The organism is Kitasatospora sp. NPDC054768 (genome assembly GCF_053612025.1).
On the sequence record NZ_JBSHBN010000152.1, the window covers coordinates 1 to 23,186 of the forward strand.

Here is a 23,186-nt window from a genome sequence, read left to right on the forward strand (position 1 = left end):
GTCGGCACACGGGCCGCGCGACGGCCCTCCCACTCGTCCCGGCACCGCCCGGCGAGCGGGAGGGGGCCCGGCCGGCGGGCGGCTTCGGACGGTTCGGCTTCCCTTCCTTGAGACATTGGAGCGATCGATGGGCAACGACACACGTGGTGGCCTGCTCCGCCGCCACCGGGACTTCCGGCTCCTCTGGTTAGGCGAGACCGCGGGGCGCTTCGGTCAGTCGGTCACGGTTCTCGCCGTCCCGTTGATCGCCGTTTCGACCCTGCACGCCGACACCTTCGAGGTGAGCCTGCTGAGCGCGGCGCCCTGGGTGCCGTGGCTGCTCATCGGGCTGCCGGTGGGGGTCTGGGTGGACCGGCTGAGGCGCAGGCAGGTGATGTTCTGGGCCAACATCGTCTGCTTCGCGCTCTTCGCCAGCGTTCCCGTGGCGGCCTGGGCAGGGGCGCTGAAGGTCGGTCAACTCCTGCTCGTGGCCCTGCTCGCGGGCGCCGCCACGGTGTTCTTCCAGACCGCGTACACCGCCTACCTGCCGGACCTGGTGAAGCCGGAGGACCAGGCCGAGGGCAACGCCAAGCTCCAGGGCAGCGCCTCCGCCGCGCAGATCGTCGGGCTCGGCTGCGGCGGCCTGCTCATCCAACTCGCGGGCGCGGCCAACGGGATGCTGGTCAACACGACGACCTTCCTGCTCGCGACGCTCTGCCTGGTCGGTATCCGGCACCGGGAGGCCGCCCCCGAGCGGCTCGAAAGACCGCGCGGCGCCATGGCCAAGGAGATCCGGGAAGGACTGGGGCTGCTCTTCGGCGACCCCTTCCTGCGGAGCCTGGCGCTCTTCGGAGCGGCGTCCAACCTCGCCCTGTCCGGGTACCAGTCGCTCACCGTGGTCTTCCTGGTCCGTGAGATCGGCCTGTCCTCCGGGACGATCGGCAGCCTGGCGATGGTCAGCGGTGTCGGCGGCGTGCTGGGAGCCTTCGTCGTGCGCCGGGTCAGCGCCAGGCTGGGCACCGGCCGCTCCCTGCTGATGTTCGAGCTGGTGCTGCCGGCGCTGGCCCTGCTCATCCCGCTGGCCGGCCGGGGCTGGGGGCTGACGATGGTCGTCCTCGCCTACGCCGGGGTGTCGATCGGCGTGGTGGCGGGCAACGTGCTCAAGTCCGGGTTCGTCCAGAGCTACTGCCCGAGCGGCGTGCTCGGCCGGCTCGTCGCGAGCTCCGCGTTCCTCAACTACGGCACGATGCCGCTGGGCGCCGTGCTCGGCGGCGCGCTCGGCACCTGGCTCGGTCTGCGTCCGGCCCTGTGGATCCTGACCGCGGGCGTACCGGCGGCGGCCCTCTTCCTCTACTGCTCCCCGATCCGCGGCCACCGGGACCTGCCGACCGGGCACATGTCCGTGCGCCGGCCGGAGACGGACCCCGAGACGGATCCCGAGGCGGACCCGGAGCCGGTCGAGGCGGTCCGCTGAGTCGCCGGGCGTCGCCGCGGGCCCGGGGCACCTGAACGGGGGAGTTCCCCGCGCGGCGGGAGGGCGCGGGTTGTGAGCATGGGTACGGCCGGCCCGGGCGGCCGCGGCGCAGGACCCGCGGGCCCGGCCGGGGAACTCCCCGAGGAAGGAAGCACCCGCCCATGGAGGCATCCGCACAGATCGGCGTGACGGGGCTCGCGGTGATGGGCCGCAACCTGGCGCGGAACTTCGCCCGCAACGGCTACACGGTCGCGGTGCACAACCGCACGCCGGGACGGACCACGGCGCTGGTCGAGGAGTTCGGCCACGAGGGCGCGTTCGTCCCGGCGGGATCGCCGCCGGAGCTGGTGGCCGCGCTGGAACGGCCCCGCCGGCTCCTGATCATGGTGAAGGCCGGGCAGGCCACCGACGAGGTCATCGAGGAGTTCGCCCCGCTGCTGGAAGCGGGCGACATGATCATCGACGGCGGCAACGCGCACTTCGCCGACACCCGCCGCCGGGAGCGGGCGCTGCGCGAACGCGGCATCCACTTCGTCGGCAGCGGCGTCTCCGGAGGGGAGGAGGGCGCGCTGCACGGCCCCTCGGTCATGCCCGGCGGCTCCGCCGAGTCCTACGCCGTCCTCGGCCCGATGCTGGAGCGGATCAGCGCCCACGTGGACGGCGATCCGTGCTGCACCCACATCGGCACCGACGGGGCCGGACACTTCGTGAAGATGGTGCACAACGGCATCGAGTACGCCGACATGCAGCTCATCGCCGAGGCCTACCACCTCCTGCGGGAGGTCGGCGGGTACACCCCGGCCGAGATCGCCGAGACCTTCCGGAACTGGAACAAGGGGCGGCTCGACTCCTACCTGATCGAGATCACCGCCGAGGTGCTCGCCCACACCGACGCCGCCACCGGCAGGCCCTTCGTCGACATCGTCCAGGACGCCGCGGAGCAGAAGGGCACCGGACGCTGGACGGTGCAGACCGCCCTCGACCTCGGGTCCCCGGTCACCGCCATCGCCCAGGCCACCTTCGCCCGGGTCGCCTCCGCCCGGGCCGAACTGCGGGCGGCCTACCGGCCGCTGCCCGGGGGGACCCGGCAGGAACTGCGCCCGCACGAGGCCGAGCGCTTCACCCGCGACGTGGAACAGGCCCTCTACGCGTCGAAGGTCATCGCCTACGACCAGGGCTGGACCATGATCCGCGACGCCGCGGCCGAGTACGGCTGGGACATCGACCTGGGGGCGGTGGCGAGGATCTGGCGCGGCGGCTGCATCATCCGCGCCGCGTTCCTCGACCGGATCCGCGCCGCCCACGCCGCCAACCCCGACCTGGTCAGCCTGCTCGCCGAGGAGCGGTTCGCGTCCGAGGTCTCCGACGCCCAGGCGGCCTGGCGCACGGTGGTGGCCGGCGCGGCCCAGCACGGCATCCCCGTGCCGGCGTTCTCCGCCGCGCTCGCCTTCTACGACACCCTGCGCAGCGAGCACCTGCCCGCCGCGCTGATCCAGGGGCAGCGCGACTTCTTCGGCGCCCACACCTACCGCCGCACCGACCGTCCGGGCAGCTTCCACACGCGCTGGGCCGAGCCCGGTCGCCCCGAGGTGCGGACGGACGGCGGGACGGCGTAGCGCGTCACCGGCCGTCGCGGCCGCGCGTTCGGGGCGGCTCGGTACCGGGGCGGCTCAGTACCGGGCGTCGGTGGCGTCGAGGGTGATCTCCGCGATCCGGGCGTGGCCGGGGCGGCCCATCGCCCATGCGACGGCGGCCGCCACGTCCTCGGCGAGCAGCGGGTGGTACGGCCAGTCGGTGACCTCGTGGACGCGCGGGGCCGCGGCCCCGGACAGGACCGAGGCGAACTCGGTGTTGGTGGCGCCGGGGGAGATCAGGCAGATCCGGCAGCCGCCGGGCGGCCGTTCCTCCTCGGCGAGCGAGCGGACGAAGCCCGCCAGCCCGTGCTTGGTGGCGGCGTAGGCCGCGTAGCCGGGCGAGGGCCGGGTGCCGAACAGGGAGCCGACCAGCACCAGGTCCCCGCCCCGGGCGTCCAGTTCGGGCAGGAGCAGGCGCGTGACGATCATCGGGGCGAGCAGGTTGACCCGCAGCTGGGACTCCCACGGCGTGCTGTCGGCCTCCCGCACCGGTCCGTGGCCGCGGCCGTGCCCGGCCGCCAGCACCGCGCCGGCGAGCGGGCCGGGCAGGGCCGCGAGGACGTCCGTCAGCGCGTCGGCCAGTTCGTCGGTGCGCTCCAGGTCCAGGGGCGCCGCGACGGCGGCGGTGCCGTGGTCGGCGGACAGCTCCGCGGCCAGCGCCTTCAGGCGCTCCTCGCGCCGGGCGATCAGCACCAGGTCGTGCCCGCGGGCGGCGAGCCGGCGTGCGGTGGCCGCTCCGATGCCGCTGCTCGCTCCGGTGATGAGCACGGTTCCCGCTGCGCCGGACATGCGGCCTCCTGTTCCTCGGGGGACGTGGTGCGGGGACGACGGGTGCGGGGATGACGGAGCTCAGGGGCCGGCGGGACCCGGGGGCGGGCTCAGGCCTTCTTCCGCTCCGCCGCCCGCTCGATCTCGGCGAGCATGTCGCGCGGGAACCAGAGGCTGCTCGCGCCCGCCAGGGCGACGGCCGCCGCCCCGACCAGCACCGGCACGATGCCGACCCGGGAGGCCAGCCACCCGCCGACGAAGGCGCCGACGGGCAGGGTGGCGGTCAGCACGGCCTGGAGGAAGGCGTTCACGCGGCCCAGCAGGTGGGCGGGGGTGACGAGTTGGCGTCCCGTGGTCATGGCGATCGACCAGACGGTGGCCAGCAGTCCGAACAGCAGCTGGTACAGCACCAGGACCGGGAAGGGCAGCCCCAGGGAGGCCGCCGGGATGAGGAAGAGGGCGGCCCCCGCGCCCACGGCGCACAGCCGGATGGCCCGGGCCATGCCCAGCGAACGGGTGACGGAGGTCGCGGCCAGCACACCGGAGCCCATCCCGACGGCGTACGCGGCGTAGACGGCGCCGAGCTGCCACGGGGGCAGCTGCAGTTCCCGGTCGGCGTACAGGACGAACAGGCCGCCGCCGGCCCCGCCGCCCAGGTTGAGTCCGGCCGCGGCCAGGGCCTGGCGGCGCAGCAGGGTCTCGCGCCGGATGACCGCCAGGCCTTCCCGGAGGGCTTCGAGGCGGGAGCGCGCGCCGCTGCCCGCGTTCGCCGGCCGGTTCAGGGAGGTCGGCAGCGCGAGGAACAGGGCCCCGCCGACGAGGTAGGCGGCGCACTCGACCAGCAGCGCCGGGGCCGGGTCGATCACGCTGATCAGGAGGCCGCCGAGCGCGGGCCCGCCGATCAGGCCGATGGTCCGGGCGCCGGTGAGCGAGGAGTTGGCCGGCAGCAGGCGTTCCGCGGGCACCACGCGGGGCAGACAGGACTGCAGCGCGACGCTCTGGGCGGAGTTCAGCGCCCCGGAGGCGGCGGCCGCGGCGAACAGGTGCGGCCAGGTCAGGCCGTCCAGCGCGGCCGCGAGCGGCACGCTGCCGATGGCGGGGACCTGTAGCCAGGACAGCGAGACCAGCATCCGCCGCAGTCGGGCCCGGTCGACGGCGACGCCGATGAGGGGGCTGAGCAGGACGCCGGGCAGGTAGGTCATCGCCATCAGCGCCGAGGCGCCCAGCGGGCCGGCGTGCAGGTGGGCGATGGCCAGCAGCGGCAGTGCCAGCGCGGTGACCTGGCGTCCCACCGAGCTGGTCATCTGCTCCGTGACCAGCAGCAGCAGCGGACGGTGCCGGCGCAGTGGCACGGATTCCGGGGCCGGGGGCGGGGTCGCGGGCGGGCCGGACTCCGCGGGTACGGACGACTCCTCGGCCGTGGAAGATCCCATGTATCAGACTCCTGTGTCGGGCACGGTCCAGTGGCGGATGCGTGGAGGCAGTGTCACCGCCCAGCCCCGCGTGACGAGCACGAGGCCTTCGGACGCCAGGACGGACACGGCCTCACGGCCCGTACTGCTGAGGTCGTCCAGGGCGGTGGGGGTCAGGCAGGCCCGGAAGGTGGCCACCAGGTCGGGGTGGTCGAGCGCGAAGCGGGCCGAGGCGTCCGGGTCCCGACGGTCCCTGACCTGGAGGAAGCCCGGTCCCTGCCGGTAGTAGAACCGCCCGTACGCGTAGGCGGAGCGCCACTCGGCCAGGGCGGGTCCGGCCTCCGCGGCCCCGGCGGGCTCGGCGGTCCCGGGGGCCTGCGGGGAGGGCGGCGGCAGGTGGTGCAGGTGGTGGAGGGCGAAGTCGGCGGCGGAGGGGTCCCGCAGCGCCGGGTCGTCCGGGGCCAGGGACCACCGCACCGGGAGCACGTGGCTCTGGCACTCGCGCAGCAGCCGGACGGCCTCGGCGGCGGGCCGCCCGCCCGCGCCGAGGGGGACCGGCGCGGCGAGGACGACCAGCCGGCCGTCCAGCCGGTGGGGGACCGTGTCCGGCAGGTCCGGCAGGTCCGGCGCCGCGAGGGAGGGCTTGGCGATCGGCATCACGCCACCTCCTCGGGGGTGGGGAGAGCGGCCGGGAAGGCGGTGTCCAGGTCGGGTGCGCGGACCGGCACCGCCCGGGTGGGCAGCGCGAGCAGGGTGTCGTCGTCCTTGAACACCAGTCCGTGCGCGAGGAGTTCGCGCCCCCAGTCGGTGAGCGTGTCCAGCGGGACCTCGTACCCGGCCTCGGCCAGGCGGCGGTGCAGGGCGGGGAGCGTGCGGCCGTGCTCCAGCTCGCGGAACGCGGCGGCCCGCCAGTGCGTCAGCCGGTGGGTGCGCCGCGGCCAGCCCTCGCGTTCGTCGTGGACGAGCAGGTCCCCCTCCTCGCCGCCGTCCGCGGCCGGTTCGAGCAGGAGCCGGGAGGACGGGTAGGCCTCCGTCCAGCGGTCGATCTCCTCCGCCAGCCGTCGTTCCAGCTCGCCCTGGATGCCGGTGGCCGGGGCGTCGAACAGGTAGACCAGGTCCTCCAGTTCCTCCCGCGGCAGCTGGTAGACGTGCTGGTAGATGTCGGCGGGGCGGCGCTCGGTGAAGCCCAGCGCGGGGTTGGTGAAGTGCGGGCTGAACCGCTCCAGCGCGATGCGGGTGGCACCGCCCGGGGGCTGGAGGTGGCGCAGGGCGGGCATCTGGTCGATGATCTCCGTGTAGTCCTCGTCGCGTTCGCCCGGGAACCCGTAGAGGTAGTTCCAGACGCAGGTGAGCGCGTGGTTCTCGCACTCCCGCATGGTACGGACATTGCGGGCGCCGGTGACCCCCTTGTCCATCAGACCGAGCACCCGGCTGTTCAGGCTCTCGATGCCGGGCTGGACGTGGGTGACCCGGGCGCGGCCCAGCAGGGCGATCTGGTCCTGGCTGAGGTTCGACTTCACCTCGTAGTGGATGCGCAGGTCCCACCCGCTGTCGGCGGCCCGTGGCAGGAAGTCACGGAAGTAGTCCATGCTGATGATGTTGTCGACCGTGATGACATCGAGCAACTTGTGCCGCTGGACGAGCCGTTCGATCTCGGACCAGAGCTGCTCGCCGTTCTTCGAACGGAACTCCATCAGGCTGCCGTTGAGCCCGCAGAAGGTGCAGTGGTGCTTCTCGCCCCACCAGCAGCCGCGGGCACCCTCCACCACGAGCTTGGGCTCGACGAACTCGGCCACCGGGGAGGAGTCGAAGGACTCCTGCCAGGCGTCGAAGTCGGGGCTGGGCAGCAGTCCGATCGGAACGGTGCCCTTGGCCTCCCGGTTGGCACGCGAGGTGCCGCCGTCCCACCAGCAGACCCCGGGGACGTCCGCGGGGGCCGTGCCGCGCTCGATGTGGGCGAGCAGCGCCGGGAAGGTCCTCTCGGCCTCCCCGCGCACGACGTGGTCCAGGAAGGGGTGGTTGCGGTGCAGGGCGTGGCCCATGACGCTGTCGCAGTTGCTGCCGCCCAGCACGGTGACGACCTCGGGCCGCAGGCGCTTGATCTCCCGGGCGAGGGCGAGCGAGGGCACGTTCTGCAGGAAGGTGGTGGTCATGCCGACCACGTCGGGGTCGGTGGCGAGCACCTCCCGGGCGGCCTCGGCGATGAACCGCGCGGCGTGCGGGCGCATCCGCAGCAGGCTGTCGATCGACGATCCGGTGCGGGCCGCGTAGGCGGTGAGCTGCTCGGTGCCCCACTGGTCGTCGTCGTAGAGGCTGCCGGAGAAGACCCAGTCGCCGAAGCCGTCGAACACCTGGTCGTCGGCGACGGTCATGTACTCCGTCGGGGTCAGTTCGCCGTCGCTGTGCTCCAGCAGGAACTCGGCCCAGCGCAGCCACCCGTGGTACTCGGCGACCTCGTCGGCCGGCCGTTCCCGGGCGACGAGTGCGTGCAGGAGACCGACCTGGAGCGACGGCATCTCCAGGGCCTGCCACGGCATGGAGACGAGCGCGATACGCATTCCCTGGCCTTTCGGACTCTCGGACGGTGAAGAGGACAGTGGAGAGGCGGGCGCCCCCCACCGGGGGGGGCTCTTCCCAGCGCGGGGGGTGGGCCCCCCCAACCCCCCTGCCCCGCGGGGGCATTTCCCCGCACCCGGCCCCCGGGCCGCGACGTGCGCGGCGCGACCCGTACCGATGACGCCCGGTCAGGCCGAGATGCCGCAGTACTGCTGCTGCTTGCCGATCGCGCGGTAGACGCAGTCGGCCGTCTCCACCAGGCGCAGGACCGCTTCGCGGTTGCGGCTGGTCTCGCGGCCGATCACCTCGTCGGGCGGGTAGAAGCCGCCGCCGCTGCCGCTCTCGCCGGGGTACATCTCGAAGGTGTAGGCGAAGATCCGGTGGGCGCCCCACAGCCAGTCGTCGATCGCCCCGTCGGTGATGTAGAGGTCGCTCGACTGTTCGGGTGTGTAGCCGTTGGTGGCGGCCATGCCGCGACCGAGGGTGGCGAAGGTGTTGTACTCGTCGGCGGTCATGCCGGTGGCGGTGTCGGCGGTGGTCCAGCCGAACGGCCAGAGGACCAGTTCGCTGTAGGTGTGGAAGTCGATGGCGGCGGTGATCTGCTGCTTGCCGTCGACGACCCGGCTGCGGACGAAGTCGGCGACGACCTTGGTCTCCTTGGCGGACTCCGGTGCGCTGCCCCGGTACGTCTCGTTGGAGGTGGAGCCGGAGGAGCCGCCGCAGCAGCCCCACTTGTAGTTCCAGTTGCGGTTGAGGTCGGTGCCGACGCTGTTGCTGCCGCTGTTGGGCTGGCGGTCCTTGCGCCAGCTGCGGTAGCGGCCGGTGGCGATGTCGTACTCGCCGCCGTCCGGGTTGAGGTCGGGGATCACCCAGATCTCGCGGCTGTTGACGGCGTTGGCGATGCGGCTGTCGGTGGCGTACGTGTCGCCGAACTCGTGCAGCAGGTAGAGCGCCATCTCGACGGTGAGGTGTTCGCGGGCGTGCTGGTGGGCGGTGAACAGCACTTCGGGTTCGTTCTCGTCGGTGCCGACGTTGTCGCTGATCTTCACCGCGACGATCGGGCGGCCCTCGTAGGAGGTACCGATGACGCGCTTGCTCATGATGTCGGGGTGGGCGGCGACCACCGCGTCGATGTCGGCGGTGGCCTCGGCGTAGTTGTGGTAGCCGGAGTCGGCCTGCGGGAAGTCGTACACCGGGCCGGCCAGGCCTTCGTCGCCGGGTTCGGCGCCGTAGCGGGGGCCGGGCAGTGCGACGGGCGACCAGCCGAGCGCCCGCAGCCGGGCGGCTTCGGCGGGGGTGGCGGTGACCACCACCGCTTCGGGCAGGACGGCGTCGACGGAGACGCCGGTGGCGGCGACGGCGGTGCGTTCGGCGACGGTGCGGGGACCGTCGAGGCGATACTGCCGTGCGGTGTCGATGCCGGTGTCGATGCCGAAACCGGTGACGGGCGCGGGCGTCGACGGGCGGTCGGGGGCGGCCTGGGCGGTGAGCGGGGTGGCGAGGGCGAGGGCCAGCAGCACGGCGGTGGCTGCGGCGGGCTTCCCTCGGCGGGGCAGTCGCATGACTGTCCTCCTGTGGGGTCCGTGGGGGCGGAACTGTGGAGGAGGTGCGGCGCGCGCCAGCTTGATGGTCCGCCAGTGTCATGGGTTCGTCAAGGCGTTGGAGAGTCCGGACCGGGCCGCGGATCGGCCCGCGCGACTCAGGAGGCCGGACGGGTCCCACAGGTCGCCAGGCTGCACCAGCGACGCCGGCCGCTCGCGTCCAGGAAGAGCCAGCCGCAGCCGGTGCCGGGGCAGCGGCGGACGGTGAACCGGCGCGGGTCGGCGAGCAGTTCGCCGGCCGCGCGGGCGGCGGCGTACAGCGGCAGCGGCAGCCGCAGGCCGGCCGACGGTGGCAGTCGCCAGTGCGCCAGGCCGTCCTCGCCCCGGGTGAGGACCGCCGACCGCCCGGCCTCCTGCACCACGATCGCCACCGCCCCGAAGGCGGCGCCGTCCTGCGGGTCGGTCAGGCACGCGTGGAGGGCCGACCGGAACGCGCGGGCGTCGGCGAGCACGCCGGCGGCCTCCGCGGGCTGCTCCGCCGCCCGGCGGAGCAGGGCCTCGACGACCGGTCCGTCGGCGAGGTCGTGGTGGCCGGCCCGGACCGCGAGCGTGGGGTAGCCGCGCAGCCAGTCCGACCCGGGGGTCGGCACGCCGGTCGGATCGGCGCCCCAGCCCGCGTAGGTGTTGCAGAACTCCAGCGCCGGATGGCCGCCCGCGCTCCACGGCAGCCACTGATCGCCGACCCGCACCGCGTACAGCGGCGCCGGAGGACGGTCCAGCCGGGGGTCGGCCCGCAGCATGCGGTCGTGCAGGGCGGCGAGTTCGGCCCCTGGCTTCACCCTCGTGGCCGGCCTCGAACGAACCGAGCAGTCGAAACTCCATGGCGGGCCACCTTAGGGCCCGGGCGGCCCGGCGAGGAGGCGCGCGCAGGCCACGATCTCCTCACGGTGTCTGCCGGCAGCCGGCCGTGACCGGCGATCCGGACGCGATCCGGGCGCGGTCAGGTCCGCGGGTCGCCCACGCGCAGGCGCCGGGCGGGCGGCTGCCCGGGGCTCGTGGTGAAAATCCGGTCAGGGGTCCCTGCCAGGCCGGGCCCCCGAACGCCCGGCACCTCACCAGAAGGACCGATCATGCGACGAATCCTGTTCAACGCCGCGTCCACCGCGCTGGCAGCCGCCATCGCCGTCACCCTGACCGGCCCGGCGGCCGGCGCCACCGGCGGGCGGCAGCCCCCACCTTGCCCCTCGGGCCGCGCCACGCCGGGCCGCACCGGCCGACTGGCCCGTCCGGCGCAGCGTGACGCGCGGGACGGGCGGGTTGCTGCGATCTTCGGAGGGCACCCGGCCGCGCCCGACCGCCGGGTCCCGTCGTCCCGAGACCGTGGAGGCCCGGATGTGGCAGGCTCCCCCCGCCCCCGTCAGCCGCGAGTGGCTCCCGGTGCTGGACATGCCGGCGCCCGGTCCGCAGAACCGCTGGACGGTGCTGCTGCGCGCGCTGCTGCTGATCCCCCAGTTCGTGGTGGTGTGGGTGCTGTCGGTGGTGGCGTTCCTGGTCACCGTCGTCGGCTGGTTCGGTGCGCTGGTGCTCGGCCGGCTGCCCGGTTTCGTGGCGGACTACCTCACGGTGTTCATCCCGTACGACACCCGCGTCACCGCGTACATGATGCTCACCGTGGACCGCTATCCGCCGTTCCGGTTCGAGGTCCCCGACTATCCGGTGCAGGTCGGGCTGCGGCCGGGTGAGCTGAACCGGCTCGCCGTGCTGTTCCGCATCGTCCTCGTCATCCCGGCCGCGATCGTGCAGGGCCTGGTGTACGCGGGCTGGTGGACGGTGTCGTTCGTCCTCTGGCTGGTGGTGCTGGTCCTCGGCCGGATGCCGCAGCCGCTGTACGAGGCGACGACCGCGATCCTGCGCTACCGGATGCGTTTCACCTCCTACCTGGTGATGGTCTCGTCCGCCTACCCCAAGCGCCTGTTCGGCGACGAGCCGGGCAGTGAGCCGGCCGGGCCGGCGTCGGCCACCCGCCCGCTGGTCCTGGGCGGCGCCGGGCGCGGCCTGCTCGTCCTCTTCCTGATCATCGGCCTGGCCTCCTCGGCGACGGGCTCGGTCACCGCCTCGGTGAACTCGGACGACGACAACGACGACGAGGGCTCCCACCCGGCCCAGCACGTCGTCGCGCCGCTGATGCCGGGCCCCGCCGACCGGGCCCGCGACTCCGGTCGGATCGGCGAGGACGCCCGCGAGTCGTAGGTTCGCCCGATCAGGGGGCGCGTACGCACCGGCGCGCCGTTGCCGCGTACGCGCCGTCTGATCGAGAAAGCAAGGTTACCCGCGGTATGTGCACGGCTACGTTTGGCATATGACACACTCTCGACTCCGCCGACTTCTCGTCCGCACAGCCGGGGCCCTCGTGCTCCTGGCCGCGCCCCTCGGGGCGCAGGCCGCCGCCGCGCACAGCCCGGCCGGGGACCGGAGAGCCATCATCACCGCACTCGGCGACGGCGACCGCGACGCACTCCAGCAGTCGGTGGACGCCCAGCTCGCGGCGGGCAAGGGCGGCAAGCAGACCGCCGCCAACGAGATCACCTACCCCGACGACGCGGTGATGGTGCTCCCGCTGCCCGGGCAGGCGCAGGCACCGCCGTGGAGCGGCGACCACCACCGCCGCACCGTCCGGAGCCCGGACTGGAAGAACTGCCCCACCCCGGCCACCGAGCCGTCCTACTACTGCTTCTACGCCGACCGGAACTGGGGCGGCCGCCGGCTCCAGTTCAACCTCTTCCACGAGGACGCCGCCGTGTACTTCACCGACTACGGGTTCCGCGACCAGGCGAGCAGCTGGGTGAACACGGCGCGCGGGCTGGAGGTGATCGTGGACAACGACCCGGGCGACGGCCAGTGGCAGATGCTCTGGAAGGAGCCGGCGGTGTCGCTGTCCGCGTCGGTCGCGTACGACAACATGGCCGACCGGTTCTGGGCGGTCAGGCAGTAGCCGCCGGCCGCGCCACCGACCACTGGCTACCGGCCGGCGGCCGAGGCCGGGGGTGAGACCGGGGGTGAGACCGGGGGTGAGACCGCGCCGGTGGGGACCGGCTCCGGCGTGACCGTGATGTAGGTCGGCGCCGGCGCGGTCTGCCGGGAGTCCGCCGCGTACCAGCCGGCGCCGAACGCGACGATGCCCAGCAGAAGGCCCCCGAGGACCAGCGTGAGGATGTGCTGCTTCATGGCCCAAGGGTAGGGGTGGAGCCGCCAACTTCCTTGCAGCCACGGCTCGCTGAGCCCGCCAGCCGTCAACCGGGATTGACGCCCCGACGGGCTCTGCGCGCACCGCGGCACGTCGAACCCGGCGTCACCCACACGAGCGCATTGCGCCGCCCCGCGGAATCGATCTGCTTCGTGTGCGGCAGAAACCCTCCGCGGCGGAAACCCTCCGTCGACGTCCGCACCCACACCAGGAGACCCTCATGCGACTGGCCCTGTCCCTCCGCGCCGTCCTCGCCGTCCTCGCGCTGGTCGGCGGGACGGTGGTGGTGACCGCGACCCCGGCCACCGCGGCGACCTGCCCGCACAGCGACTCGCCCAAGATCGACGGCGCGGAGGCCACCTGGACCCTGAAGTGCAAGAAGGTCGAGGGAGTCGAGTCGCTGTACGTCGACGGGTGGGTGGAGGACACCCGGGCCGACGGGATGTGCGCGACGGTCACGATCGCCGCCGACAGCAAGAGCTACCCGGAGGAGGTGCAGGCCTGCGGCTCCGGGACGCGTGAGCAGATCCACAAGTTCTACACCGGCCGGAGCGCCACGGTGAAGCTCAGCGTGCGCTGATGACCGGTTGACCGGCCGGGGCGGGCCGACGGCCTGAGCCGACGGGCCCGCCCCGGCCGGGTCGGGTCGCGCCAGTCAGGTCGGCTCACTCCAGGTCAGGTCAGCTCACTCCAGGTCAGGTCAGCTCACTCCAGGCCGGGCCAGGTCAGGTCAGGCCGGGCCAGGTCAGGTCAGGAAGCGTCGGGCCCGGAGGGCAGCACGGCCACGGCCTCCACCTCCACCAGCTGGTCGTCGTACCCGAGCACCGTGACGCCGAGCAGGGTGCTCGGGGCGTCGTGCTCCCCCATGTAGGCGCGGTAGACGTTCCACACCTTCACCAGGTCGGCCTGGTCGCCGGAGGCCACGTACACGGTCGTCCGGGCGATGTCGGTGAGGGTCGCGCCGTTGTCCTCCAGCACGGCTATCAGGTTCCGCATCACCTGGTGGGCCTGGCCCTCGAAGTCGCCCACGGCGACCGTCCGGCCCTCCTCGTCCAGCGGGCAGGCCCCGGCCAGCCAGAGCGAGCGGGCCGGGGCGTCGACCTCCGCCGCGTAGGCGTAGTCCACTGCCCTGGTCAGCCGCGTGGAGCGGATCAGCTTGACGGCTCTGCTCATGTGGTCCTCCGACGGTCCCGACCGAACGTTCGCGCCCATCGTTGGCGTCTCCTGAACGACCGTCAAACCATTTACCGGCGAACCCCCCTCCGTTTCGGGGCTCTTGCGTCGGCGATTCACCGTTGCGGGTGATGGCGGACCGGCCCGCCGCAGCGGAATCCTGGTGGGTGCCTGCCCGGGCATCACGCCCCGGGCGCCCAGCCACCTCCAGCACCGGGAGGCACCGCCATGGAGCCCCAACCGTCCGACCGTGACCAGACCTCCGGCGTCCGTCGGCGCCGCATGCTCGGCCTCGCGCTCGGGGCGGGTCTCGTCCCGGCGCTCGGCCCGGCCGCCCAGGCGGCGTCCGACGCCCCGCCCGGGACGGCCCGGTCGCTGCCCGTGGCCGCGCTGGGCCGCCGGGTCGCCGACGTGGCCGCGAGCCAGCTCGGCGTGCCGTACGCCTGGGGCGGCGGCGACCGGCTGGGCGCGAGCCTCGGTTTCTGCGACGAGGAGAACGGCTGGCTGAACGGCGTGTGCATGGGCGAGAGGACGGTCGGCTTCGACTGCAGCGGCCTCTCGCTCTACTGCTGGTACCGGGCCAGCCACGGCACCGTCGAACTCGGGCACTACACCGTCGCGCAGTTCAACCTCGGTGCCCCGGTGGAACGCGACGCGCTCGCCCCGGGCGACCTGCTGTTCTTCTCCCGCCCCGACGCCCCCCTGCACCACGTCGGGATCCACATCGGCGAGGGCGCGATGATCCACGCCGAGCGGACGGGCACCCTGGTTGCCCGGGTCGAGAACGTGCTCGACGTGCCGCGCTGGGCGGGCGAGTTCGCCGGCGCCCGCCGCCCGGGGCAACCCTCGGCCTGACGCGAACGGCCTGAAGCGGCCAGCCCCACGCCCGCCCCACGGTCACAGGCCGCCGCGCCACTCCCCCGTCCCGTGGTGCACCCGCAGCAGCAGTTCCTGCAGCACCTGCCGCTCCCCCGCGTCCAGCGGCGCGAGCACGACGTCCTGCACCGCCCGCGCCTGCGCCTCCAGGTCGGCGAGCAGCGCCCGTCCGGCATCGGTGACCGAGACCGAGACCCTCCGCCGGTCGGCCTGGTCCCTGGCGCGTTCGACGTACCCGGCGGCGGCGAGCCGGTCGGCGACCTTGGCCAGGTCGCTCGGGTCGATGGCCAGCCGCCGCACCAGGTCCCGCTGGGCCTGCGGGCCGAAGTCGGCGAGTGCGGCCAGCACCGCCATGTCCCAGAGCCGCAGGCCGCGTTCGGCCAGCCGCTCGGCGAGCCGACCGCGCGCCGCCCTGCCGATCCGGGAGAGCAGGTAGGTGCTGAGGTCCAGCAGGGTCGGGGGGAGTTCGGCGGCGGGGTGCGGGTTCTCGGAGGCCATGGCGGCAGTCTAGGGTCTCTCCCTATAGTGGGTGCCACCCATCAATTCGGGAACCGCCCGACCCGCCCCCCACCGCCGCTCTCTCCACCCCCCTTTGCCAGGAGTTCGCCCGTGGACGCCCCGTACCCCCGCCTACTCGTCTCCCGCTTCGCCGAGTGCTTCGCCTTCTACCGCGCGGTCCTCCCGGCGCTCACCGGCGCCACCCTGGCCAAGGGCGCGCCCGAGGGCCCGTACGCCAACTGGGACCTCGCCGACCGCACCTGCCTGGCCCTGTTCGACCGGTCCGCGATGGCCGCCACCCTCGGCGCCGCCGAGCTGCCCGCCCACCCCGCCGCACCCTCGCAGGACACCGCGATGCTGGTCCTCCGGATGGACGACGTGGACGGCGCACTCGGCCTCTGCCTGCGCCACGGCGGCACCCCCGTCACCCCGCCGACCGACCGCCCGGAGTGGGGCCCCACCCTGCGCAGCGCCCATCTGCGCGACCCGGACGGCCACGTGATCGAGCTCCAGTCCTACTGACCGGCCCCCGCCGCACGGGGCTTGCGCCTCGTGCGGCGCGGTCGGCCGGCGGACCGCCCCGACCGGGCCTACTCCATCGGCAGCGACGGGTGGCCCGCCGGCCCGTACGCCTCGAATCCTCCTCCGGCCTGCGCGAGTTGATCGGCCCGGAAGTCCGAGGAACAGGCCCGCCCGAGAGCCTGCGAGGCGGCGTCGGCGCCCGGGACGTGCCCGAGCACCGCGGCACAGTACTGGACGGCGGGGCTGGGCAGCGGGCGGAGCTCGGCCGAGCCTGCCGGGGTGGCGGCCACCGCTCCGGCGAGGGCGAGACAGCCGGCCAGAGCGGGAACGGCGAAGCCGTGTGGGATGCGCATCGGGAGTACCTCCGTACGGGTGGGGACAGCGACGGCCGCGGACTCGGCCGCCCGGCCCATTCGACGGGCGGCCGCCGCCCTCGGCCCGACCGACACACCGCACACCGCACTAGTCGTACGTATGCCCCGGACGGCCCCATCGAGGCCCCGCGGGCGGGCGTCCGAGGCCGGGCCCTACGACCGCCGGGAGGCGTCCTCCGCCCACAGTTCCGCGTCGCACGCCGCCACCAGCGCGCCGATCCGCGCCCACGCCTCCTCGGCCGGCAGCGGCTCCAGCCGTCGGCCGTCCCGCAGCCGCAGCGCGACCCGGTCGTCCACGGCCTCCTTCGCCCCGATCACCGCCTGGTACGGCACCAGCCGGGCCTCGCGGATCCGGGCGCCCAGGGTTCCGTGCTCGGGCCCGGCGACCTCGGCGCGCAGGCCGAGGTCCAGGCAGCGCTGCCGGAACCGTTCGGCCTGCGGCAGTTCGGCCTCGGAGACGGGCAGCAGCACCACCTGGACGGGCGCGAGCCACGCCGGGAACGCGCCGCCGTACAGCTCGATCAGGTGGGCGACCACCCGCTCGACGCTGCCGATCACGCTGCGGTGCACCATCACCGGGCGGTGCTTGGCGCCGTCCGCGCCGATGTAGTGCAGGTTGAACCGCTCCGGCTGGTGGAAGTCGATCTGCACGGTGGAGAGGGTGAACTCACGGCCGGCGCCGTCGGCGATCTGCACGTCGATCTTGGGCCCGTAGAACGCCGCCTCGCCCTCCGCCGCCTCGAACGGCACCCCGGAGCGCTCCAGCACCTCGGTGAGCAGTGCGACGGCGCGATCCCAGAGCTCCGGGTCCGCCACGTACTTGCCGCCCGCGCCGGGCAGCGAGAGCCGGTAGCGGACCGGGACGACGCCCAGTGCCCGGTGCGCCTCGCGGATCAGCTCCAGTGCGGCGACGGCCTCGTCGGCCGCCTGCTCCGGGGTGCAGAAGATGTGGGCGTCGTTCAGCTGGATCGCCCGGACCCTGGTCAGCCCGCCCAGCACCCCGGACAGCTCGGAGCGGTACATGCCGCCCAACTCCGCCATGCGCAGCGGCAGTTCCCGGTAGCTGTGGGAGCGTGAGCGGTAGATCAGCGCGTGGTGCGGACAGAGGCTGGGGCGCAGCACCATCTCCTCGGCGCCCAGTTCCATGGGCGGGAACATGTCCTCGCGGTAGTGCGCCCAGTGGCCGGAGATCTCGTACAGCTCGCGTTTGCCGAGCACCGGGGAGTAGACGTGGCGGTAGCCGGCCCGGCGCTCGCGGCCGCGGATGAACTCCTCCAGGGAGTGCCGGATCGCGGCACCGTCGGGGAGCCAGTACGGCAGGCCGGAGCCCATCAGCGGGTCGGTATCGAACAGGTCGAGTTCGCGGCCGAGCTTGCGGTGGTCGTGCATCGGGCGGTCATGCAGGTCGTGATCGTGCGGGGAGCGGTCCTGCGGGGGGCGGCCGTTCATGGCGGTGGTCTCCACTCGGGTGGGCGGGCGAGTGGGTCCGGGAACGGCGAAGCCCCGGGGCACTCGCCCCGGGGCTTCGAACTGGGTCAGCAGTCAGCGCGCCGGGACTCTCTCCGGCGTCGTCGTGGCGAGTGCAGCGCGCTTCATGCGTTCCACGGTAGCAGCTCCGCGCTGTCGGCGATGATCTTTTCTCCCGGGCCGGAGCCCGGCGGTTCAGAAGAGCGTCACGCACCCGCGCGCGGCCAGCACCGCCAGCAGCCGGCCCCGCGGCCGCACCTCGTTCCACCGCAGGTCCAGCTTCTCCAGCGCGGGCAGCGCGCCCGGATCGGTCAGCCAGTCGGGCAGTTCGGTGATCCGGTTGCCGCGCAGGTCGAGGCGGCGCAGCTGCGGGAGCCCGGCGAGCGCGTCGGGCAGTTCGGTGAGGGCGTTCTCCCGGAGCTCCAGCTCGCGCAGCCCGGCGAGCCGACCGACCGACTCCGGCAGATCGGTCAATTCGTTCCCGCGTAGCCAGAGTTCGCGCAGCTCGCCGAGTTCGCCGATCGCCTCCGGCAGAGCGGTGAGCCGGTTGTGCTGCGCGCGCAGCTCGATCAGCGAGGCCAAGTCGCCGATGGTGGACGGGAGTTCGGTGAGCCGGTTCTCGCCGACGTTGAGGTAGCGCAGCGCGGTGAGCCGTCCGAGCGCCTCGGGCAGGGCGGTCAGCGCATTGTCGTGCAGGTAGAGGAAGTCCCGGAGGCCGGTGAGGTCGCAGAGCTCGGCGGGCAGCGCGGTGAGCCGGTTGTGCCCGAGGTCGAGGGTCCGCAGAGCGCTCAACCGGCCGATACCGGAGGAGAGTTCGCTGATGCCGGTGTCGGCGAGGATGAGCACGGTCAGCTCGGTGCGGTCCCACACCTCGGCCGGCACCTCGCCGAGCGGCCGGCGCCAGAGGTTGAGCGTCACATCGGCCGAACCCACCATGTCCGTCGCACCCACCATGTCCGTCATGCCTGCGCCGCCTGATCCGGTCCGATGCGGAACTCCGCGAGCTGTCGGCCGTACCACCGGTCGGTCGGCCCGGTGCCCGTCATCCCCAGGCGCCGGCAGACGGCCGCCGACCGGGTGTTGTCCGGGGCCAGCACGGCGCGGATCTCGGTCAGGCCGTCGGCGAAGCCCTTGGCCAGGACGGCCCGGGCGGCCTCGGTGGCGATGCCCCGGCCCCAGCTGTCGGGGTGGAGGTGCCAACCGATCTCGATCTCGCCGTCCCCGTCCGGCAACGGCACCAGCAGGACCGTGCCGGCAACCGTACCGGTGTCGCGTCGTTCGACCGTACCGGTGTCGCGTCGTTCGACCGCCCAGGCGCCGAAGCGCGGGTCGGCGGACCGCTTCCGGCAGCGCTCGATGAAGGCGCGGGCCTCCTCGGGCCCGGTCATGGCCCGTGGGGTCCGGCCGAGCCAGCGGGCCACCTCCCAGCGGGAGTAGATGTCGAAGGCGCGGTCCTGGTCGGCCGTGGACATGGTCCACTGACGCACCACCAGCCGCTCGGTGGTCAGCACCGTCCCCGAGTCGTCTTCCGTCCCCGCCGTCACGCGCGCCCCTTTCCGCTGCCGATGATGCGTGCATCACCGTACGCAGTCGGGCCGCCGAGCGGAACTCCGGCGCCCCGGGCGCGACCTCGGCGCGCAGGTCAGGTCGCGGGCGGGAGGTGGGACGCGGCCACCAGCCCGGCCACCGTCCGGAGCCTGGCGAAGTGCTCGCGGCAGTACTGCTCGTCGATCAGGGGCACGACCTTGTCGAGGTCGGCGATGCGGTGCCAGAGGTCGGAGATGCTGCGGTCGTCGAATCCGCCGCCCTGTTCCCGGAGCACGGCGGAGGCGACGGCGTCCTCCAGGAGGATCAGACACACCCCCGCGATGTCCACCCCGAGGAAGCTCCTGGGGAACGGCGCCCGCCGGTGCTCCTCCCACAGCCGGTCGAGCCGCGCCCGGGCCGACTCCTCCTCCGTGGTCCCGCCGGTCTCGGCCGCCGCCACGGGCGGGCGGAGGAGCGCGGACACGGCGTCGAAGACCGCGCGCACCAGCGTGACGGCCCGCTCCGGGGTCACGGCGCCGGTCGTCACGGTGCCCCGCGCGAGCTTGTCGCGCAGTCGCAGGCTCGCCTCGATCTCGGTGACGAGCCCGGGCCCGAGGAGCCCTTCGGCGACGGCCCGTCCGATCAGCTCCCGGAGCGGCTCCTCGACGGCCAGTCGTTCGACGAGGACCTGTTCCAGGGCGAACAGCGCCTGGGTGACGGCGACGGTGGCGAACTCGTACCGGTAGTAGGAGTGCCGGATGAGCTCGCGGGAGGTCTCCAGCGCGCCCATGACGCCCATCGCGGCTCCGGCGGGCACCTCCAGACCGGCGACCAGGTCCTGCATCCCCGGATAGTCCGGCGCGACGGACCAGGCGCGGGGATCCTGGGCAGGGGACAGCGGCGAGGGGATCACCGGTGCATTCTCACCGCCGGCGGAAGCCGGTGCCACCGGTTTTCCCGGGTGCCCGGCCCCGGGCTGTCGGCCCCCCGGTGGCGGAAACGGCACCGCTCCGACCCGCCCGCACGGTCGAGGACCCGCGCGGACGAGCCGGAGCGGTGGAACAGGGAACAGCAGGCGGTCAGCCCAGCCTCGGCACCATGACGGCTGACCCCTGCACCGCCGGCTCCTGCGCCGCCGTCCCCGTCCCGCAGAAGGCCTGCTCCAGGAAGCCGGCCTCCGCCTGCATCTGCGCGAGGAACTGCGCCTGGTCGCCGCGCGGGGTGACGGACAGCGACACCTGCCGGTCGCCCGAGCTCCACAGCTGGGTGCTGTACCCGGGCACCGAGCCATCGTGCCCGTAGACCGGACCGCAGGAGAGCTGCCAGCCGGCCAGCCCGAGCCCGTAGCCCAGTCCGGTCGGCATGCCCTCGATCACGATCGGGGTCGTCGTGGTCATCTCCTTCAGCAGCGCCGGCGGCAGCAGCCGGCCGCCCAGCAGGGCCTTCTCGAAGCGGTTCAGGTCGCTCAGGGTGGAGATCACCTCCCCTGCCGAGTTCGCCCAGGTGACGCTCGCCACCGTCACGTCCCGGTCGCTGCGGTCCTCCGGGCCGGGGCCCTCGGGCAGCGTCCAGTAGCCGTGCGCGTGCGGGCCCCGGATGCCGGTGGCCGTACCCGGGAAGTACGTGCCGGTCAGACCGAGCGGGCGCAGGATGCGCGCGGTGGCCTCCTGGGCGTAGCCGTGCCCGGTCACCTTCTCGACGATCATGCCGAGCAGGGTGTAGTTGACGTTGGAGTAGCCGTACCCGGTGCCCGGCGGGAACGTGGGCGCGTGCGCCGCCGAGGAGGCCACCACCTGGGCCGGGGTGATGTGCCGGGTCAGGCCGCCCTGGTCCAGCCAGTTCCGGACGGCCGCCGGTTCGGTCCAGTCGGGGAAGACCCCGCCCTTCTCGTTGGTGGGGTCCCAGAGTCCGGAGCGGTGGCCGAGCAGCTGACGGACGGTGATGCGGTCGCCGTTCGGGACCAGCCCGGGCAGGTGCCGCTCGACCGGGTCGTCCAGGCCGATCCGCCCCTCCCCGACCAGCTGGAGCACCGTGGTGGCGATGAACACCTTGGTGACGCTGCCGACCCGGAACCGCCCGTCCGTGCGCAGCGGTGCGCCGGTGGCCAGGTCGGAGACGCCGGACGCCCCGCGCCAGGCGCCGTTCCCGTCCCGGACCTCCGCGATCGCCCCGACGGCGCCGGCGTCGGTCAGCGCCCGCAGGGCCGCCGCCCGCGGGTCGCCGGAGCCCGGCCGTCCGTCGGCGGCCTCGGCCGCACCTGCCGGGACCAGCGGCGCGGCCAGTGCCAGGCAGACCGCCCCCACCAGCGCGGAGACAAACGTACGACGTGCCATGCGACCCCACCTTCGCCGTCGGCGAGCACTCCCTCGCCCTCGACGCCCAGCCTCGCCGCAGCGCTGACGGTCGGTCATCCCCCGCCGGAAGGAGCCGGTCGTACACCCGCCAATGGAGGACCTCCGCCGGAAGGCGGAGACCCTCCTGCGGTCGCGACTACCGGGCCGGGCGGACCGGGTGCTTGCTCAGGATGGATACCCGGTTGAAGGAGTTGATGGCGATCGAGACCCAGACCACCGCGGAGATCTCCTCGTCGCTCAGCACCTCGCGCGCCACGCCGTACGCGGCCTCCTGGAGTGCCGCGTCCGCCGGGGAGGTGGTCGCCTCGGCCAGCCCGAGCGCGGCCCGCTCCCGGTCGGCGAACACCTCGGTGTCGCGCCAGGCCGCGAGCACGCCGAGGCGCTGGGCGGTCTCGCCCTCGCGGATCGCGGCCCTGGTGTGCACGTGCAGGCAGTAGGCGCAGCCGTTGATCTGTGAGACGCGGAGGTTGACCAGCTCGATCAGCCGGCGGTCCAGCCCGGCCTCGGCCGCGACCTCGCGCGCCGCCTCGGCGGCGGCGAGCAGCGCCTTGTACGCCTGGGGGCTCTGCTTGTCGATGAAAACCCGCCGGTCCGTCGGAACCACCGTCACATCACTCACCTGGACTCCTTAGGCTGGTCGCACTGTCGCCCGCCACTCTGCCATGGCATGATAGTTGAATATAGAACTAATCACCATCTGGGAGGGACCCCCGTGAGCACCGCCGAGACCGACCTCGTCGAGACGCCCGCCGCCGACCCGCGGGTGGAGGTCCTGCCCGCCCGGGACGTCCCGCTCGGCGGCCCGCGCGCGATGACCGTGCGCCGCACCCTGCCGCAGCGCTCCCGCACCACGATCGGCGCCTGGTGCTTCGTCGACCACTACGGGCCCGACGACGTCGCCGGCACCGGCGGCATGGACGTCGCCCCGCACCCCCACACCGGGCTGCAGACCGTGAGCTGGCTGTTCACCGGCGAGATCGAGCACCGCGACAGCCTCGGCGTCCACGCGTACGTCCGGCCCGGCGAGGTCAACCTGATGACCTCCGGCCGCGGCATCGCCCACTCCGAGGTCTCCACCCCGGCCACCACCGTCCTGCACGGCGTGCAGCTGTGGGTCGCCCTGCCCGAGGAGCACCGGCACACCGGGCGCGACTTCCGCCACCACGCCCCCGCCCCGGTCGCCCTGGACGGCGGCGAGGCACGGGTCTTCCTCGGCACCCTCGCCGGCGACACCTCCCCCGTCCCCACCTTCACCCCGCTGCTCGGCGCCGAGCTGACCCTGCGCCCGCACGCCGTCGTCACCCTCGACGTCGACCCCGCCTTCGAGCACGGCCTGCTCGTCGACAGCGGCGAGGTCCACCTCCTCGACACCCCGCTGCGCCCCGCCGAACTCGGCTACGTCGCCCCCGGCAGCCGTACGCTCACCCTCACCAACACCGGCGCGACCGACGCCCGCCTGGTACTGCTCGGCGGCACGCCGTTCGAGGAGCGGATCGTCATGTGGTGGAACTTCATCGGGCGGTCCCACGAGGACATCGTCCAGGCCCGCGAGGAGTGGCAGGCCGCCACCGACCGCTTCGGCGCCGTCCAGGGCTACCCGGGCGACCGCCTGCCCGCCCCGGAGCTCCCCGGCCTCCCCCTCAAGCCGCGCGGAAACGCGCGCTGACCTGCACGTTAGGCAATCGGGGGTGGGGGGGGGCCGGGGCCCCCCCCCCCCCCCCCCCCCGCCCCCCCGCGCCCAACCAACCCCCCCCCCCCCCCCCCCCCAACCACCACGCCGCCCCACA

The 23,186-nt window shown here is 73.8% G+C and carries 24 protein-coding genes; 8 read left to right on the forward strand and 16 right to left on the reverse strand.

What is annotated here, in order from left to right; genetic code table 11:
• Positions 1-127 precede the first annotated feature (127 nt).
• Positions 128-1,453 (forward strand): MFS transporter, encoded by a 1,326-nt coding sequence (locus tag ACWGKU_RS32580; RefSeq protein WP_452177817.1) that lies wholly within the window; start codon positions 128-130, stop codon positions 1,451-1,453.
• 161 nt (positions 1,454-1,614) lie between these two features.
• Positions 1,615-3,069, forward strand: a complete 1,455-nt coding sequence (gene gndA, locus ACWGKU_RS32585) for an NADP-dependent phosphogluconate dehydrogenase (RefSeq protein ID WP_452177818.1) — start codon at positions 1,615-1,617, stop codon at positions 3,067-3,069.
• 54 nt (positions 3,070-3,123) lie between these two features.
• Here gndA and ACWGKU_RS32590 read toward each other — a convergent pair whose 3' ends face one another.
• From ACWGKU_RS32590 to ACWGKU_RS32615, 6 genes are all read right to left on the reverse strand, one after another.
• Complete coding sequence (locus tag ACWGKU_RS32590; RefSeq protein ID WP_401053852.1) at positions 3,124-3,876, reverse strand: SDR family oxidoreductase; 753 nt, start codon at positions 3,874-3,876, stop codon at positions 3,124-3,126.
• 89 nt (positions 3,877-3,965) lie between these two features.
• Positions 3,966-5,288: an MFS transporter gene (locus ACWGKU_RS32595; RefSeq protein ID WP_359912541.1), complete on the reverse strand. Its 1,323-nt coding sequence runs from the start codon at positions 5,286-5,288 to the stop codon at positions 3,966-3,968.
• Between the two features lie 3 nt (positions 5,289-5,291).
• Entirely contained in the window at positions 5,292-5,924 is a 633-nt protein-coding gene (locus ACWGKU_RS32600; protein ID WP_452177819.1) for a DUF5825 family protein, read from the reverse strand.
• The gene (locus ACWGKU_RS32605) at positions 5,924-7,825 is read right to left on the reverse strand and encodes a RiPP maturation radical SAM C-methyltransferase (protein WP_452177820.1); all 1,902 of its coding nucleotides are present in this window, start codon (positions 7,823-7,825) and stop codon (positions 5,924-5,926) included. Before ACWGKU_RS32605 ends, ACWGKU_RS32600 begins: the two co-directional genes overlap by 1 nt.
• Before the next feature lie 186 nt (positions 7,826-8,011).
• Entirely contained in the window at positions 8,012-9,385 is a 1,374-nt protein-coding gene (locus ACWGKU_RS32610) for a M14 family metallopeptidase (RefSeq protein WP_452181013.1), read from the reverse strand.
• Positions 9,386-9,522: 137 nt separating this feature from the next.
• The gene (locus tag ACWGKU_RS32615) at positions 9,523-10,203 is read right to left on the reverse strand and encodes a CGNR zinc finger domain-containing protein (RefSeq protein ID WP_452181014.1); all 681 of its coding nucleotides are present in this window, start codon (positions 10,201-10,203) and stop codon (positions 9,523-9,525) included.
• Positions 10,204-10,756: 553 nt separating this feature from the next.
• Here ACWGKU_RS32615 and ACWGKU_RS32620 point away from each other — a divergent pair.
• Together ACWGKU_RS32620 and ACWGKU_RS32625 are read left to right on the forward strand one after the other, a co-directional pair.
• Positions 10,757-11,614 (forward strand): DUF4389 domain-containing protein, encoded by an 858-nt coding sequence (locus ACWGKU_RS32620; protein ID WP_452181015.1) that lies wholly within the window; start codon positions 10,757-10,759, stop codon positions 11,612-11,614.
• Positions 11,615-11,723: 109 nt separating this feature from the next.
• Positions 11,724-12,356 (forward strand): peptidase inhibitor family I36 protein, encoded by a 633-nt coding sequence (locus ACWGKU_RS32625; RefSeq protein WP_452181016.1) that lies wholly within the window; start codon positions 11,724-11,726, stop codon positions 12,354-12,356.
• 26 nt (positions 12,357-12,382) lie between these two features.
• Here the strand turns inward: ACWGKU_RS32625 and ACWGKU_RS32630 are convergent, their stop codons facing one another.
• Positions 12,383-12,589 (reverse strand): hypothetical protein, encoded by a 207-nt coding sequence (locus ACWGKU_RS32630; protein WP_452181017.1) that lies wholly within the window; start codon positions 12,587-12,589, stop codon positions 12,383-12,385.
• Positions 12,590-12,828: 239 nt separating this feature from the next.
• Here ACWGKU_RS32630 and ACWGKU_RS32635 point away from each other — a divergent pair, with 239 nt between their 5' ends.
• Positions 12,829-13,188 (forward strand): hypothetical protein, encoded by a 360-nt coding sequence (locus ACWGKU_RS32635; RefSeq protein WP_380350973.1) that lies wholly within the window; start codon positions 12,829-12,831, stop codon positions 13,186-13,188.
• A gap of 170 nt (positions 13,189-13,358) precedes the next feature.
• On the opposite strand, the gene ACWGKU_RS32640 is transcribed toward ACWGKU_RS32635, so the two are convergent.
• On the reverse strand, positions 13,359-13,781 hold the full coding sequence (locus tag ACWGKU_RS32640; RefSeq protein WP_401049547.1) for a RidA family protein: 423 nt from the start codon (positions 13,779-13,781) through the stop codon (positions 13,359-13,361).
• Between the two features lie 228 nt (positions 13,782-14,009).
• Between ACWGKU_RS32640 and ACWGKU_RS32645 the strand changes: the two genes are divergently transcribed.
• The gene (locus ACWGKU_RS32645) at positions 14,010-14,636 is read left to right on the forward strand and encodes a C40 family peptidase (protein WP_401049546.1); all 627 of its coding nucleotides are present in this window, start codon (positions 14,010-14,012) and stop codon (positions 14,634-14,636) included.
• Between the two features lie 42 nt (positions 14,637-14,678).
• Here the strand turns inward: ACWGKU_RS32645 and ACWGKU_RS32650 are convergent, their stop codons facing one another.
• A complete protein-coding gene (locus ACWGKU_RS32650) occupies positions 14,679-15,155 on the reverse strand; it encodes a MarR family winged helix-turn-helix transcriptional regulator (RefSeq protein WP_401049544.1) in 477 nt (158 codons plus the stop codon).
• A gap of 111 nt (positions 15,156-15,266) precedes the next feature.
• On the opposite strand from ACWGKU_RS32650, the gene ACWGKU_RS32655 reads away from it, so the two are divergent.
• Positions 15,267-15,677 (forward strand): VOC family protein, encoded by a 411-nt coding sequence (locus ACWGKU_RS32655; RefSeq protein ID WP_452177827.1) that lies wholly within the window; start codon positions 15,267-15,269, stop codon positions 15,675-15,677.
• 68 nt (positions 15,678-15,745) lie between these two features.
• Here the strand turns inward: ACWGKU_RS32655 and ACWGKU_RS32660 are convergent, their stop codons facing one another.
• From ACWGKU_RS32660 to ACWGKU_RS32690, 7 genes are all read right to left on the reverse strand, one after another.
• Entirely contained in the window at positions 15,746-16,030 is a 285-nt protein-coding gene (locus tag ACWGKU_RS32660) for a hypothetical protein (RefSeq protein ID WP_401044626.1), read from the reverse strand.
• 174 nt (positions 16,031-16,204) lie between these two features.
• The gene (gene thrS / locus ACWGKU_RS32665) at positions 16,205-17,500 is read right to left on the reverse strand and encodes a threonine--tRNA ligase (RefSeq protein WP_452177828.1); all 1,296 of its coding nucleotides are present in this window, start codon (positions 17,498-17,500) and stop codon (positions 16,205-16,207) included.
• Positions 17,501-17,713: 213 nt separating this feature from the next.
• A complete protein-coding gene (locus ACWGKU_RS32670) occupies positions 17,714-18,481 on the reverse strand; it encodes a leucine-rich repeat domain-containing protein (RefSeq protein WP_452177829.1) in 768 nt (255 codons plus the stop codon).
• Positions 18,478-19,062 carry a GNAT family N-acetyltransferase gene (locus ACWGKU_RS32675; protein ID WP_401053154.1) on the reverse strand — a complete coding sequence of 195 codons (585 nt, stop codon included), beginning with the start codon at positions 19,060-19,062 and terminating at the stop codon, positions 18,478-18,480. The genes ACWGKU_RS32670 and ACWGKU_RS32675 overlap by 4 nt, the downstream gene beginning before the upstream one ends.
• 98 nt (positions 19,063-19,160) lie before the next feature.
• On the reverse strand, positions 19,161-19,958 hold the full coding sequence (locus ACWGKU_RS32680) for a hypothetical protein (protein ID WP_401053156.1): 798 nt from the start codon (positions 19,956-19,958) through the stop codon (positions 19,161-19,163).
• Between the two features lie 166 nt (positions 19,959-20,124).
• Positions 20,125-21,378, reverse strand: a complete 1,254-nt coding sequence (locus ACWGKU_RS32685; RefSeq protein WP_401053158.1) for a serine hydrolase domain-containing protein — start codon at positions 21,376-21,378, stop codon at positions 20,125-20,127.
• 157 nt (positions 21,379-21,535) lie between these two features.
• Positions 21,536-22,018: a carboxymuconolactone decarboxylase family protein gene (locus ACWGKU_RS32690; protein WP_401053160.1), complete on the reverse strand. Its 483-nt coding sequence runs from the start codon at positions 22,016-22,018 to the stop codon at positions 21,536-21,538.
• Positions 22,019-22,111: 93 nt separating this feature from the next.
• Between ACWGKU_RS32690 and ACWGKU_RS32695 the strand changes: the two genes are divergently transcribed.
• A complete protein-coding gene (locus tag ACWGKU_RS32695) occupies positions 22,112-23,065 on the forward strand; it encodes a pirin family protein (RefSeq protein WP_401053162.1) in 954 nt (317 codons plus the stop codon).
• The last annotated feature ends 121 nt before the right edge of the window (positions 23,066-23,186 follow it).

Bases quoted from the DNA above. Each gene is read 5' to 3' on its own strand.
- ACWGKU_RS32670 (WP_452177829.1), bottom strand. From the start codon at position 18,481: ATGACGGACATGGTGGGTGCGACGGACATGGTGGGTTCGGCCGATGTG.
- ACWGKU_RS32595 (WP_359912541.1), bottom strand. From the start codon at position 5,288: ATGGGATCTTCCACGGCCGAGGAGTCGTCCGTACCCGCGGAGTCCGGC.
- ACWGKU_RS32600 (WP_452177819.1), bottom strand. From the start codon at position 5,924: ATGCCGATCGCCAAGCCCTCCCTCGCGGCGCCGGACCTGCCGGACCTG.
- ACWGKU_RS32685 (WP_401053158.1), bottom strand. From the start codon at position 21,378: ATGGCACGTCGTACGTTTGTCTCCGCGCTGGTGGGGGCGGTCTGCCTG.
- ACWGKU_RS32640 (WP_401049547.1), bottom strand. From the start codon at position 13,781: ATGAGCAGAGCCGTCAAGCTGATCCGCTCCACGCGGCTGACCAGGGCA.
- ACWGKU_RS32635 (WP_380350973.1), top strand. From the start codon at position 12,829: ATGCGACTGGCCCTGTCCCTCCGCGCCGTCCTCGCCGTCCTCGCGCTG.
- ACWGKU_RS32660 (WP_401044626.1), bottom strand. From the start codon at position 16,030: ATGCGCATCCCACACGGCTTCGCCGTTCCCGCTCTGGCCGGCTGTCTC.
- gndA (WP_452177818.1), top strand. From the start codon at position 1,615: ATGGAGGCATCCGCACAGATCGGCGTGACGGGGCTCGCGGTGATGGGC.
- thrS (WP_452177828.1), bottom strand. From the start codon at position 17,500: ATGAACGGCCGCCCCCCGCAGGACCGCTCCCCGCACGATCACGACCTG.
- ACWGKU_RS32650 (WP_401049544.1), bottom strand. From the start codon at position 15,155: ATGGCCTCCGAGAACCCGCACCCCGCCGCCGAACTCCCCCCGACCCTG.
- ACWGKU_RS32630 (WP_452181017.1), bottom strand. From the start codon at position 12,589: ATGAAGCAGCACATCCTCACGCTGGTCCTCGGGGGCCTTCTGCTGGGC.
- ACWGKU_RS32620 (WP_452181015.1), top strand. From the start codon at position 10,757: ATGTGGCAGGCTCCCCCCGCCCCCGTCAGCCGCGAGTGGCTCCCGGTG.
- ACWGKU_RS32580 (WP_452177817.1), top strand. From the start codon at position 128: ATGGGCAACGACACACGTGGTGGCCTGCTCCGCCGCCACCGGGACTTC.
- ACWGKU_RS32605 (WP_452177820.1), bottom strand. From the start codon at position 7,825: ATGCGTATCGCGCTCGTCTCCATGCCGTGGCAGGCCCTGGAGATGCCG.
- ACWGKU_RS32610 (WP_452181013.1), bottom strand. From the start codon at position 9,385: ATGCGACTGCCCCGCCGAGGGAAGCCCGCCGCAGCCACCGCCGTGCTG.
- ACWGKU_RS32645 (WP_401049546.1), top strand. From the start codon at position 14,010: ATGGAGCCCCAACCGTCCGACCGTGACCAGACCTCCGGCGTCCGTCGG.
- ACWGKU_RS32590 (WP_401053852.1), bottom strand. From the start codon at position 3,876: ATGTCCGGCGCAGCGGGAACCGTGCTCATCACCGGAGCGAGCAGCGGC.
- ACWGKU_RS32625 (WP_452181016.1), top strand. From the start codon at position 11,724: ATGACACACTCTCGACTCCGCCGACTTCTCGTCCGCACAGCCGGGGCC.